Origin of the sequence: Achromobacter veterisilvae (genome assembly GCF_037619525.1) — a bacterium.
GTDB lineage: Bacteria > Pseudomonadota > Gammaproteobacteria > Burkholderiales > Burkholderiaceae_B > Achromobacter > Achromobacter veterisilvae.
Genome location: NZ_CP148753.1, coordinates 2584494 through 2597548, shown reverse-complemented (window position 1 = coordinate 2597548; position 13055 = coordinate 2584494). Strand labels below are relative to the sequence as shown.

The window sequence follows — 13055 nt, the reverse complement described above, 5'->3', positions numbered from 1 at the left end:
CCATGCTCCGCCTGACTTCCGCGCTGCTGGCCACGGCAGTCCTGGCCGGATGCGCCGCGCGCGGCCCCGCCGGCCTGGACCTCGACACCTCGGTCACGGCCGTCAGCCAGGCCAGCCGGGTCCGCTCCATCGTGCTGCACTACACCTCCGTCGACGACGCCCGCTCGATGCAGTTGCTCTCCAAGGGCAAAGTCAGCGCTCACTACCTGGTGACCGATTCCGGGCGGACCTACCGGCTGGTCGACGAAAGCCGCGCCGCCTGGCACGCCGGCGCCAGTTCCTGGTACGGCAACATCGCCATGAACAGCACGTCCATCGGCGTCGAAGTCGTGAATCCGGGCTGGACCGAAGGCCCCGACGGCAAGCCGATGTGGCATCCCTACAACGACCGCCAACTGCGCGCGCTGACCATCCTGCTGCGCGACATCGCCCAGCGCCACGGCATCGCGCCCGAGAACGTGGTGGGCCACAGCGACATCGCGCCGCAGCGCAAGGTTGACCCCGGCCCCCTCTTCCCGTGGAAAGCCCTGGCCGCCGCCGGCATCGGGCGCTGGTACGACGAAGCCGGCGCGGCCCAGCACCTGGCCCGCCTGCAATCGCAAGGCGTCCCCGACGTCGTGTGGTTCCAGGAACAATTGCAGCGGCTGGGCTACGCCTGCCCGCAGGACGGCGTGCTGGACAAGGCCACGATCAACGCGCTGGCGGCGTTCCAGATGCACTACCGCCCGGCCCTGCACGATGGCCAGCCGGACGCGGAAACCGCCGCCATCATGCTGGCGATGCTGTAGGGCGGGGCCCCGTCAGCGGCGGCGCCGCAGCCATGCCACCACCCGCCAGCCCAGCAGCAGGGCCAGGACGGAGGCATAGATCAAGGGTTGCGCGAAATCATTCTTGCCGGCCTTGTGCCACCAGTAATGCAGCACCGCCAGCAGGCCGATGGCATAGACGGCGCGGTGCAGGCTTTGCCAGCGTTTTCCCAGCTTGCGCATGGCCCATTGCGTGGAGGTGGCCGCCAATGCCGTCATGAGCACGAACGCCGCGAATCCCGCCGTGATGAAGGGGCGTTCGCCGATGTCGCGCAGCATTGCCGCCGGATCCAGGCCCCGGTCCCACCAGACCCAGGCCATGAAATGCATAGCGCCATAGAAAAAGGCGAAGAGCCCGCACATGCGCCGCAGGCGCACCAGGGCCGGCTGCCCCGCCAGGCGGCGCAGCGGCGTAATGGCCAGCGTGACCAGCAGGCAGACCAGCGTCCAGGTGCCGGAGGAACGGGTCAGGAACTCGACCGGGTTCGCGGTCAGGCCGTCGTTCGCGCCCAGCCAGAACCAGCGCGCGAACGGCGCCAGCCCCAACAGGAACAGAACGGGCTTGAAACGCCCGACCGCCTTGGCGGAAAGCTGCGCCTTGCGCGGCGGCGCCTGCGAAATGCCATCGGGCATGGCCGCCTCAGTAGTTGGCCTTCAGGTCCATGCCCTGGTAGAGCGATGCGACCTGCTCGCCGTAGCCGTTGAACATCAGGGTCTTGCGCTTGGGCGAGAACAGGCCGTCCTCGCCGATGCGGCGCTCCGTGGCCTGGCTCCAGCGCGGATGGGGCACGCCGGGGTTCACATTGGCGTAGAAACCGTACTCCTGCGGCGCGGCCCGCATCCACGAGGAAACCGGCGCCTTCTCGACCAGGCGGATCTTCACCAGGGACTTGGCCGACTTGAAACCGTATTTCCAGGGCACGGCCAGCCGCAGCGGCGCGCCGTTCTGGTTGGGCAGCACCTTGCCGTAGACGCCGAAGACCAGCATGGCCAGCGGATTCATCGCCTCGTCGATGCGCAGCCCCTCGACATAGGGCCATTCCAGGATCGCGGCGCGCACGCCCGGCATGTTCTCGCGCTGCACCGCCGTCACGAATTCCACATACTTGGCGTTGCCCGTGGGCTCGACCTGCTTGAGCAGCGCCGAAAGCGAATAGCCCACCCAGGGGATGACCATCGACCAGCCCTCGACGCAGCGCAGGCGGTAGACGCGCTCTTCCAGGGGGGCCAGCTTCAGCAGTTCGTCGATGGAGAAGGTGCGCGGCTTGCCGGCCTCGCCCTCGACGCTCACGGCCCAGGGACGCGTCTGCAACTTGCCGGCATTTTCGGCCGGATCGCCCTTATCGACGCCGAACTCGTAGTAATTGTTGTAGGACGTGACGTCGGCGAACGAGGTCTGTTTGTCCATGACGCTCAAGGCGGGGTCGGCCTTGCCCGGCAAGGCGCCGGCATCCTGCGCGAATGCGCTGCGCGCGGCCCAACCCGGAAGGCCCGCCGCCGCGGCGGCCAGCCCGGCCCGCAGGATCAGTTCGCGGCGCGACCGCCAGACGGCCTCGGAGGTGATCTCGGAGGGAAGGATATCGTCGGGCTTGCGTATCAGCATCATGGTCTCCGGTGTGGCGCCTGCGGGATCGCGCCCCGCGCAACCCATGGACGACGCGGGGCTCCATGATATTCCGCGGCGGATGCGGTGCTTGCGGCTATTTCTTGCGGGTATTTCTTATAGACCCGTCCGCAAGCGAGGCGTTCCGCGCCCGGAAATCCGGGCCGCTACAGCCCGGTACCGGCCGAGATCCGCGGCAGCAGCCATTCGCGCACCCCGGGCACGCTGTCGAGCACCGCCTGGGGACCGCAGCCCTCGAGTTCCTTCGACGTATGCGCGCCGTAGGTCACGCCCAGCCCATGGACTCCGGCGTTGGCCGCCATCTGCAGGTCGTGCGAGGTATCCCCTATCATCACCACGCGGCCCGGCGCCACGTCCAGTTCCTGCATCAATTCGTGCAGCATCGCGGGGTGCGGCTTGCTGAACGTTTCGTCGGCGGTGCGGGTGGCGTCGAAGAGCGGCCCCAGGCCGGTCGCGGCCAGGGCGCGGGTCAGGCCGACGCGGCTCTTGCCGGTGGCGACCGCCAAGCGGACGTTCTGCCCGGCCAGTTCGGTCAGGAGTTCCCGCGCGCCCTCGAACAGGCGCAGTTCCGGATCCCGCAGCAGGTAATGCGTGCGGTAGCGTTCCAGGAAGCGCGGCAGCATGGCCTGCGTCAGTTCCGGGACCGCCCGGCGCAAGGCGCTTTCCAGGGACAGGCCGATCACCCAACTGGCGTCGGAGGCCGACGGCACCGCCAGTTCCAGGTCGCGGCAGGCTCCCTGGATGGCGGCCACGATGCTGTGCGTGGAATCCATCAAGGTGCCATCCCAGTCAAAAACGACCAGCGAATACGACATATCAGACCGACTCCAGTTGTTTCAGTATTTTCAGGCACGCCGGCGGCAGCTCGGCGGTCAGCGTCAGGGGCTCGCCCGTGGCGGGGTGGGCCAGGGTCAAGCGGTGGGCATGCAGGAACATCCTGCCGAAACCCATGCGCGCGAAGTGCGCCCGCACCTCGTCGTGGCCGTACTTGTCGTCGCCCACGATGGGAAACCCGCTGGCGGCCAGGTGCACCCGGATCTGGTGGGTGCGCCCGGTGCGCAGTTCGGCGTCCACCAGACTGTAGCCGCCGAACCGCCGCTTGAGCGTGACGATGGTGTGCGCCGACTGCCCGTCCGGGTCCACCTTGACGCGGCGTTCGCCGGACTGCGTGGTCCACTTGGACAGGCCCAGCTTGATATGCTGGCGGTCGTTGACCCAATCGCCCTCGACCAGCGCCAGGTAGTGCTTGTCCCCTTTTCCTTCGCGCAGCATGGCGTGCAGCGCCAGCAGCGCGCTGCGCTTCTTGGCCACCATCAGCAAACCCGAGGTTTCGCGGTCCAGCCGGTGCACCAGCTCCAGGAACTTGGCGTCGGGCCGGGCGGCCCGCAATTGTTCGATCACGCCGAAGGACACGCCGCTGCCGCCGTGGACCGCCACGCCGGCGGGCTTGTCCACCACCAGCAGGGCGTCGTCCTCGAAGACGATGGGGAATTCCGCGCCCGGCACCGGCCGCGGCGTGCCCGGATCCGGCAGCCGCAGCGGCGGGATCCGCACGATATCGCCCTCGGCGATGCGGTAGTCGGCCGAGATACGTCCCTTGTTTACCCGCACCTCGCCGCCGCGGATGGCTTTGTAGATATGCGTTTTGGGGACGCCCTTGCACAGGCGGACCAGATAATTGTCCAGGCGCTGGCCGGCGTGTTCGGCGCCCACCTCGACCATGCGGACGGCGGGGGCGGCTTTAGAGGGAGAGGCAGGGGAGGAAGTTTCTTTGCGCATTGCGGAAAGCGACATATAATCGGGACAGCCTTAAGGGGCTGAACCAGCCGCCTGACGTAGAGGTGCAACTGTACGCAACTCCGTCGAGCGCGTGGGCCGCCATTGTACTGCCTGCTCGTTCAGTCCCTGGGTCTCTTGGTCGCCGGCGCAACCGCGCCCTGCCGGATAGTGGTGTGGCATTCATTTTGCCCGCTGTCCCAGCAGGTCCGTTGCATGCCGCAAGCGGCTCTGAAGCACTGCAAGAATCGTCGCATATTTAAAGCACCAGTTGCGCGTCGGCAACCATTCCGGCTGCAACTGCCGTTCACAGCAATTTTTCCGTCAAACCACATTCAGTGAAGCTGACCCTCCTGCTGACAGAACCCCGTGCCCCACGGCACGACGTGCCCGCCTGACCCGCGGCGGATACGCCTGGGCGCCGCCCAGGTACGGTCCGCATTCTTTCTTGCCCGCTTCAGCCCGCAGCCCGAGTGACCCGAGGTCACGCGCCGATATCGGCGCGTCATGACAACGGAGAACCCCTCTCATGAAGCGCATGCTGTTCAATGCGACGCATCAGGAAGAATTACGCGTCGCTATCGTCGATGGGCAGAAACTCATCGACCTCGACATCGAGACTGCCGGCCGCGAACAACGCAAAGGCAACATCTACAAAGGTGTCATTACCCGGATCGAACCCGGCCTCGAAGCCTGCTTCGTCAACTACGGTGAAGACCGCCACGGCTTCCTGCCCTTCAAGGAAGTTGCGCGCAGCTTCTTCAAGGAAGGCGTGGACGTCCGCAGCGCCCGCATCCAGGACGCCCTGCGCGAAGGCCAGGAACTGATCGTCCAGGTTGAAAAGGAAGAGCGCGGCAACAAGGGCGCCGCCCTGACCACGTTCATCTCGCTCGCCGGCCGCTACCTGGTCCTGATGCCCAACAACCCCCGCGGCGGTGGCGTTTCGCGCCGTGTCGAGGGCGAGGACCGCCAGGAACTGCGCGACACGATGGAGCAGCTCGATCTGCCCCAGGGCATGAGCATCATCGCCCGCACCGCCGGCATCGGCCGCAACGTCGAAGAACTCCAGTGGGACTTGTCCTACCTGTTGCAGCTCTGGACGGCCATCGACGGCGCCGCGCGCGACAACTCCGCGCCCATCCTGATCTACCTGGAGTCCAGCCTGGTCATCCGGGCCATCCGCGACTACTTCTCCCCGGAAATCGGCGAAATCCTCATCGATACCGACGAGATCGCCGACCAGGCCACCGCCTTCATGAGCGTGGTGATGCCGGACAACGTCCAGCGCGTCAAACGCTACCGCGACGACATCCCGCTCTTCTCGCGCTTCCAGATCGAACACCAGATCGAGACGGCGTACTCGCGCACCGTGCAACTGCCCTCGGGCGGCGCCATCGTCATCGACCACACCGAAGCGCTGGTGTCGGTGGACGTCAACTCGGCCCGCTCCACCCGCGGCGCCGACATCGAGGAAACCGCGCTGCGCACCAACTCGGAAGCGGCCGACGAAGTGGCCCGCCAGTTGCGCCTGCGCGACCTGGGCGGCCTGATCGTCATCGACTTCATCGACATGGAGGACAGCAAGAACCAGCGCGCCGTCGAACAGCGCCTGCGCGACGCCCTCCATTTCGACCGCGCCCGCGTCCAGATGGGCAAGATCTCGCGCTTCGGCCTGATGGAACTGTCGCGCCAGCGCCTGCGCCCCGCCCTGAATGAAGGCTCGCACATCACCTGCCCGCGCTGCAACGGCACCGGCGTGATCCGCGACGCCGAGTCCAGCGCGCTGCACGTGCTGCGCCTGCTCCAGGAAGAGGCGATGAAGGAAAACACCGCCGCCGTGCACGCCCAAGTGCCGGTCGACGTGGCCACCTACCTGCTGAACGAAAAGCGCGCCGACATCACCAAGATGGAAGCCCGCCTGAAGGTCAACCTGCTGCTGATCCCCAACAAGCACCTGGAGACCCCGCATCACCACATCGAGCGCCTGCGCCACGACGACCCCCGCCTCGAAGAGCTGAAGACCAGCTTCGAGCTGGTCGAGGCCCCCGCCACCGACTCCCCCTGGCAGCCCCGCGAACACGAGGTCAAGGCCCGTCCGGAAGCGCTGGTCAAGGGCATCACGCCCTCGCAACCCGCCCCCGTTTCGACGCCGGCTCCCGCCCCCGCCGCGCCCGCTCCGGCGGCCTCCGGCGGCCTGGGCGGCCTGTTCAAGCGCCTGGTCGGCTGGCTGACCGGCGGCGCCGAAACGGCCAAGCCCGCTCCCGCCGCCCAGGAAGACAGCGCCAAGCGCGCCGCCTCCGGCCGCGGCAAGGGCCGCTCCGGCCATGACGGCCAGGAACGCCGTGGCGAACGCCATGGTTCCGACCGCAACCGCAACCGCCGCGGCGAATCGCGCGGCGAAGGCGCGGAAGGCAGCGAAAGCGGCCGCCATCACGTGCGCGGCGGCCGCCGCGCCGAAGGCGATCGTCCGGAACGCGGCGAGCGCCACAACCGCAATGAAGCCCGCGGCGACCGCGACACCCAGGCCACGCAGTCGGCCCTGGCGTCCAACCGCCCCGAGCAAGCCGAACAGGCCGCCGGGGAAGACGCCGGCGCCGGCCGCAACCGCCGCCGCGGCCGTGGCCGCAACCGCCGCGAGGAAGGCCAATCCGACGCCCCGATGAGCGAACAGGAAAGCATGGTCGCCGCGCTGGCCCAGACGGTCGCCACCGCCCTGCCTGACACCGCTCAGCCGGCCGCGGAAGCCTCCCTGGAAGCCGCGGACGCCGTCGAGCAATCGGCGGATGCGATTCCCGCCGAAGGCGCGGAAGGCGCGGTCGATCCGGAACGCAAGCGCCGCCGCCGCCGCAGCCGCCGTGGCCGCCGCAGCCAGGAAGAATCCGGCTTGGCCGCCGGCGACGATCAGCTCGAAGACGGCAGCGACGAAGAAGCCGGCGAACAGCCTGAAGCCGCGGAACCGGTCCAGGCTCCGGCATCCGACGCCGCGCCGGCACAGGCCGAGCAGGCCGAAGCTGCGCCGGTTCAGGTTGAAGCCGCGCCGGTTCAGGTTGAGGCCGCTCCGGTTCAGGTGGAAGCCGCGCCGGTTCAGGTGGAAGCCGCGCCGGTTCAGGCCGAAGCCCCGCAGCAGGCCGAACCCGTGCAGGCGCAAACCGCCGAACCCGAGCAGGAAGCCGCCCCCGCCGTCGAAACGACGCAGCCGGTCGCCGTGCAGCCCGCCAGCGAAGTCTCCGCGCCCGTAGCGCCGGCGGCTCCGGTGGAAGCCGCCACCGTCGAACCCGTGGCGACGCCTCCCGCCGCCCCGGCTCCGCAGGAAGCTCCGGCTCCGGCCGCCGCGCCCGCCCCGGCTCCCGCCGCGGCAGCCTCGGCCAGCGCGCAGCAGCCCATCGTGGTGCCGGCCGCCGCACCGTCGGCCAAGGCGCAAGCCCTGCACGACGTGGTGAACGCCGCCGGCCTGCAGTGGGTGGAAACCGATCCGGACCGCCACGCCCAGACGCAGTTGCGCATTGCCGCCACGCACACGCCGGTCCGCCTGGGCCGCGAGCGCAAGCCGGTCGCGCCCGTCTCCAACGAACCCCTGGTTCAGGTCGAGACGCGCCACTAAGCGCGCAAGCTGTGCAAGACCCCCGCTTCGGCGGGGGTTTTTTTTGTCTTAAGGCGGCCCGGCGACAAGAAAAACCCTTGGGGGGCACCAAGCGCGAAAAAAAACCCTCGGTATCTCCGAGGGTTTTTCGTAGCGGCGTCAGCCGGTTCAGAACTGGTACGTGTAGGTCAACTGCACCACGTCCAGGCCGGGATTCGGACGCTTGATGCTGGCGTTCGAGAAGTGCGAATAGCGCACGCCGATGCGGTTGTTCGGCGTCAGCAGGAAACCCAGGCCGACGTGGTCGCCGAACTGGAAGGCCGTGCTGATGTTCTCGTCGGCGAAACGCGTGCTGGAGAAGAGCGTGGCGCCGATGCCCGCTTCGAGGTAGAAGCGTTCGCCCGTCCACCAGCGGAACATGGGGATGGCATTGAACTGCCAGACGTGGCCGGGGGAACGCGAACCATCCGCCCACCAGTACGAGGCGCCGAACTCGGGCGTCAGGTCCAGGCGGCCCCAGTTGCCGCCGAACTGGTAGGTCCAGACCGAAGGCGTTTCGTAGTTCAGCGTCAGGCGCTGATAGTGGTCTCCAATGCCGTAGTGCAGGCTCACGCCGCCCTGGGTGCCGTTGGACGATTGGGCGCTGGCGAACGTCGCGGTAGCCGCCAGGGCCAGCCCGACAAGGCGCGTAAGCATTTTCTTCTTGGTCGACTGCATTGGGATCACTCCGTAGATTTCAACTCTAGAACGCAACATAGCAAAATACGGGCCACACGACTTGATTTGTGTCGCACGCAGGCAACATTGCGGATGGAAAACACTGTTCCGCAAAACATGCGCGCCAGCTCCGCAAGGCGCGTGCCCGGGCGCCCCGCGGGCCGCGCGCATGAAAAAGCCGCCGGGGCCCAGGCCTCCGACGGCATATTGCCACCGCCAGCCCGGCCCGCCTAGTAGCGGTTGACCGGGGTGGCCGCAACGGTTTCGTCAGGCCGTGACCACGTCCGCCGGCTGATTGGTCAGCAGCGCCAGCAGGCGGGCGATTTCCTCGCGCAACTGGCGGCGGTCCACGACCATGTCGATCGCGCCCTTCTGCAACAGGAACTCGGCGCGCTGGAAGCCTTCCGGCAGCTTTTCGCGCACGGTCTGCTCGATCACGCGCGGGCCGGCAAAGCCGATCAGCGCCTTCGGTTCGGCGATGACCACGTCGCCCATGAAGGCGAAGCTGGCCGACACGCCGCCCATGGTGGGATCGGTCAGCACGCTGATGAAAGGCAGGCCGGCGGCCGACAGGCGGGTCAGCATGGCGTTCGTCTTGGCCATCTGCATCAGCGACAGCAGGCTTTCCTGCATGCGCGCGCCGCCCGAAGCGGCCACGCAGATGAAGGGCGTCTTGTTGTCCAGGGCGGCCTGGGCGCCGCGCGCGAAGCGCTCGCCAACCACCGACCCCATGGAGCCGCCCATGAATTCGAATTCGAAGCAGGCCAGCGTCGCCGGCACGCCGCGGATCGAGCCGCTCATGACCACCAGGGCGTCGGTTTCACCCGTCTGCTTGACCGCCTCCTGGAGGCGCTCGGGGTACTTGCGCGTGTCCTTGAATTTCAGCGTGTCGACCGAACGCGTGGTCTGGCCGATTTCAACGCGGCCTTCCAGGTCGAGCAGCGAATCGATCCGGGCGCGGGCGCCGATGCGCATGTGATGGTCGCACTTGGGGCACACATGCAGATTGGCGGCCAGGTCTTCGCTGTACAGCACCGATTCGCACGACGGGCATTTCACCCATAGGCCTTCGGGAACGCGGCGGGCGCCGCTGTCGCTGGTTTTATTGATGCGAGGAGGCAGGAGTTTTTCGATCCAGCTCATTGTTTTTTCATCCCGTATGAGGTCGCGCCCGCCGTTCAGGCCGACGCGTTTTCTCGTTTCACTAGATCCAGCGCCTGCCGGATGGTGCGCAGCCAGCCGCTGGCGGCGGCGACTGCGGCATCGGTTTTCCGGGCAGCCGGGACGTCCGCCACCGCCTGCTCCATGGTTTCAATCAGTTTGCTGCCGATGACGACCGCGTCGGCCGCGCGCGCCACGCGCTGGGCGCTTTCGGCGTCGCGGATGCCGAAGCCCACGCCGACCGGAATATCGCGCACGTGACGGCGGATCAGGGCCACGCGCTCGGCCACGTCATCGGTGTTCAGCGAGCCCGAGCCCGTCACGCCCTTGAGCGACACGTAGTACACGTAGCCGCGGGCCACCTCGGCGACCGCCTTGATGCGTTCCTCGGTGGAGGTGGGCGCCAGCAGGAAAATGGGGGCAATGCCCTGCCCGCCCAGCGCCGCGGCGAATTCGACGACTTCCTCGGGCGGATAGTCCACCACCAGCACGCCGTCCACGCCGGCCTGCGCGGCTTCGCGCGCGAACCGCTCCTGGCCCATGCGTTCTATCGGGTTGGCGTAGCCCATCAGCACCACGGGCGTGGCAGTGTCGCGCTGGCGGAACTCGGCCACCATTTCGAGCACGCGGGCCAGGCCCACGCCCTGCGCGATGGCGCGTTCGGCGGCCCGCTGGATGACGGGGCCGTCGGCCATGGGGTCGGAGAACGGCACGCCCAGCTCGATGACGTCGGCGCCGGCCTCGACCAGCGCATGCATCAGGGGAACGGTGGTCTCGGGCGAGGGATCGCCCGCGGCAATATAGGGAATCAGCGCCGCGGCGCGGCCGGATTCGGCGGTGCGCGCAAAGGCGGCGGCGATGCGGTCGGTGCGAGTTGCCATGGTCGGCCCTTAAAGCTCGATACCGGCCTTTTCGGCCACGGTATGCATGTCTTTGTCGCCACGGCCCGACAAATTGACCAGGATGACGGTGTCGCGCGGCAGCGTGGCCGCCATCTTCACCGCCTGGGCGATGGCATGCGAGGACTCCAGCGCGGGCATGATGCCCTCGATGCGGCAGCAGTCGTGGAAGGCCTTCAGGGCTTCTTCGTCCGTGATGCCGACGTACTCGGCGCGGCCGGAGTCCTTCAGCCAGGCATGTTCCGGGCCGACCCCGGGATAGTCCAGGCCGGCCGACACGGAATGCGTTTCCTGGACCTGGCCGTCGGCGTCCTGCATGACGTAGGTGCGGTTGCCGTGCAGCACGCCCACCTGGCCGGCGGCCAGGGACGCGGCATGGCGCCCGGTGTCCATGCCCTCGCCGGCCGCCTCGACGCCGATCAGGCGCACGTTTTCATACGGAATGTAGGGATGGAAGATGCCCATGGCGTTGGAGCCGCCGCCCACCGCCGCCACGACGTAGTCGGGCTGGCGGCCGACGGCCTCGGGCATCTGCGTCAGGCATTCGTTGCCGATCACGGTCTGGAAGTCGCGCACCATGCGGGGATAGGGGTCGGGACCCGCCACCGTGCCGATGATGTAGAACGTGTTCTCGATGTTGGTGACCCAGTCGCGCATGGCTTCGTTCAGCGCGTCCTTCAGGGTGCGCGAACCGGAGGTGACGGGCACGACCGTCGCGCCCAACAGCTTCATGCGGTAGACGTTCGACGCCTGGCGGCGGACGTCTTCGCTGCCCATGTAGACCACGCATTCCATGCCGTAGCGCGCCGCCACCGTGGCGGTGGCCACGCCGTGCTGGCCGGCACCGGTCTCGGCGATGACGCGGGGCTTGCCCATGCGCTTGGCCAGCAGCGCCTGGCCGATGCAGTTGTTCACCTTGTGGGCGCCGGTGTGGTTCAGGTCTTCGCGCTTGAACCAGATCTGGGCGCCGCCCAGTTGTTCAGACCAGCGGCGGGCGTGGTAGACCGGGCTGGGCCGGCCCACGAAATGCTTGAGTTCGTAGTTGAACTCTTCCTGGAAGGCGGGGTCGACGCGATATCGGTCGTAGGCCGCGCGCAGCTCGTCGAGCGCGTGCATCAGCGTTTCCGCCACGAAAACGCCACCATAGGGGCCGAAATGGCCCTTGGCATCCGGAAAGTCGTAAGGTTTCACCAAGCATCTCCCCCGGCATCGCGGCAGGCCACTGCCCGCCGCAAATCCGGTTTGCAACCCGGTATTTTACCTGACGCCGGCTGCGGCCGGGAGCGGAAGCGGCCGCGCGTCCGCTCCGCAAACGACCGCGGCGGCCTCAGAGGGACTGCCCGAGGCGGCGCAGGAAGGTCTCGCAGGACGCCAATTGGTCCAGCGCGACGTATTCGTCGGGCTTGTGGGCCTGTTCGATGTGGCCCGGGCCGCAGACGACCGTCGGGATGCCGATGCCCTGGAACAGGCCGGCCTCGGTGCCGTAGGCGACCTTGCGGGTCTCGCGGTCTTCGGTCAGGGCGCGCACCAACTGGGTGATGGCGGCCTCTTCAGACGCTTCCAGCGCCGGCGCCGCGGCGCCCGTTTCGATCTCGATGCTGGCGCCCTCGAACTCGGCCTGCATGCGCGGCAGGAGCTCTTCGCGCACGTATTTCTCGACTTCCGCCTGGATCTCGTCGGGCTGCATGCCAGGCAGGTTGCGGAATTCGTAGCTGAATTCGCAGGATTCCGGAATGGTGTTGACCGCGATGCCGCCGTGGATCTGGTTGGTGGTCATGGTCGAGAACGGCACGTCGTAGAACTGGTCGTACGGACCCTTGGCCTTGAAGCTGTCGGCCAGGTCGCGGATGCGGCAGATCAGGCGCGCGGCGTATTCGATGGCGTTGCAGCCGCGCGGGGTCAGGGACGAGTGCGCCGCCTTGCCATGCACCTTGCAGCGGAACAGGTTGATGCCCTTGTGCGCCACCACCACCTGCATGCCTGTGGGCTCGCCCACCACGCAGCCTTCCGGCCGGATGCCGCGGTCGTGCAGGTCGGCCAGCATGTAGGGCGCGCCGGCGCAGCCCACTTCCTCGTCGTAGGAGAACGCCAGGTGGATCGGCTTCTTGCGGGGCATGGCCAGGAATTCCGGCACCATCGCCAGCGAACCGGCGATGAAGCCCTTCATGTCGCAACTGCCGCGGCCATAGAGCAGGCCGTCCTTTTCGATGAGCTTGAACGGATCCGTGCTCCAGTCCTGGCCGTCCACGGGCACCACGTCGGTATGGCCCGACAGGACGATCCCGCCCTGCAGGCCGCCGTCCTGCCCCGGCAGGGTGGCGAACAGGTTGGCCTTGGTGCGCTCCGGATTGTGCGCCAGCCATGCGTCGACGCCCTGGCCCTTGAGCCAATCGCGGACGGTTTCGATCAGGGCAAGATTGGAATTGCGGCTGGTGGTGTCGAAACCGACCAGCGTTTCCAGCCAGGTGCGCGCGTTCATGTCACTACTCTCG

General features: G+C 67.7%; 11 protein-coding genes. 2 read left to right on the top strand and 9 right to left on the bottom strand.

Annotated features, from left to right (window positions below; translation table 11 throughout):
• Window positions 1–2: 2 nt before the first annotated feature.
• On the top strand, window positions 3–788 hold the full coding sequence (locus WHX56_RS11985; RefSeq protein WP_338881299.1) for an N-acetylmuramoyl-L-alanine amidase: 786 nt from the start codon (window positions 3–5) through the stop codon (window positions 786–788).
• A gap of 12 nt (window positions 789–800) precedes the next feature.
• Here the strand turns inward: WHX56_RS11985 and msrQ are convergent, their stop codons facing one another.
• The 4 genes from msrQ to WHX56_RS11965 all read right to left on the bottom strand — a co-directional run bounded on the left by msrQ (window position 801) and on the right by WHX56_RS11965 (window position 4224).
• Complete coding sequence (gene msrQ, locus WHX56_RS11980) at window positions 801–1439, bottom strand: protein-methionine-sulfoxide reductase heme-binding subunit MsrQ (RefSeq protein ID WP_287754652.1); 639 nt, start codon at window positions 1437–1439, stop codon at window positions 801–803.
• Between the two features lie 7 nt (window positions 1440–1446).
• Window positions 1447–2409, bottom strand: coding sequence for a protein-methionine-sulfoxide reductase catalytic subunit MsrP (gene msrP / locus WHX56_RS11975; protein WP_338881774.1), 963 nt, complete (start codon window positions 2407–2409; stop codon window positions 1447–1449).
• Between the two features lie 167 nt (window positions 2410–2576).
• A complete protein-coding gene (locus WHX56_RS11970; RefSeq protein ID WP_338881298.1) occupies window positions 2577–3245 on the bottom strand; it encodes an HAD family hydrolase in 669 nt (222 codons plus the stop codon).
• A gap of 1 nt (window position 3246) precedes the next feature.
• A complete protein-coding gene (locus WHX56_RS11965) occupies window positions 3247–4224 on the bottom strand; it encodes an RluA family pseudouridine synthase (RefSeq protein WP_129241900.1) in 978 nt (325 codons plus the stop codon).
• A gap of 511 nt (window positions 4225–4735) precedes the next feature.
• On the opposite strand from WHX56_RS11965, the gene WHX56_RS11960 reads away from it, so the two are divergent.
• Window positions 4736–7807 (top strand): Rne/Rng family ribonuclease, encoded by a 3072-nt coding sequence (locus WHX56_RS11960; protein ID WP_338881297.1) that lies wholly within the window; start codon window positions 4736–4738, stop codon window positions 7805–7807.
• Between the two features lie 147 nt (window positions 7808–7954).
• On the opposite strand, the gene WHX56_RS11955 is transcribed toward WHX56_RS11960, so the two are convergent.
• The 5 genes from WHX56_RS11955 to argE form a co-directional block, all read right to left on the bottom strand.
• Window positions 7955–8503, bottom strand: coding sequence for an acyloxyacyl hydrolase (locus tag WHX56_RS11955; protein ID WP_129241898.1), 549 nt, complete (start codon window positions 8501–8503; stop codon window positions 7955–7957).
• A gap of 267 nt (window positions 8504–8770) precedes the next feature.
• Window positions 8771–9646, bottom strand: a complete 876-nt coding sequence (accD, locus tag WHX56_RS11950) for an acetyl-CoA carboxylase, carboxyltransferase subunit beta (protein WP_129241897.1) — start codon at window positions 9644–9646, stop codon at window positions 8771–8773.
• A gap of 35 nt (window positions 9647–9681) precedes the next feature.
• Entirely contained in the window at window positions 9682–10545 is an 864-nt protein-coding gene (gene trpA / locus WHX56_RS11945; protein ID WP_129241896.1) for a tryptophan synthase subunit alpha, read from the bottom strand.
• Between the two features lie 9 nt (window positions 10546–10554).
• Window positions 10555–11754, bottom strand: coding sequence for a tryptophan synthase subunit beta (gene trpB / locus WHX56_RS11940; RefSeq protein WP_129241895.1), 1200 nt, complete (start codon window positions 11752–11754; stop codon window positions 10555–10557).
• Between the two features lie 136 nt (window positions 11755–11890).
• Window positions 11891–13042, bottom strand: coding sequence for an acetylornithine deacetylase (gene argE, locus WHX56_RS11935; protein WP_338881296.1), 1152 nt, complete (start codon window positions 13040–13042; stop codon window positions 11891–11893).
• Window positions 13043–13055: the final 13 nt, after the last annotated feature.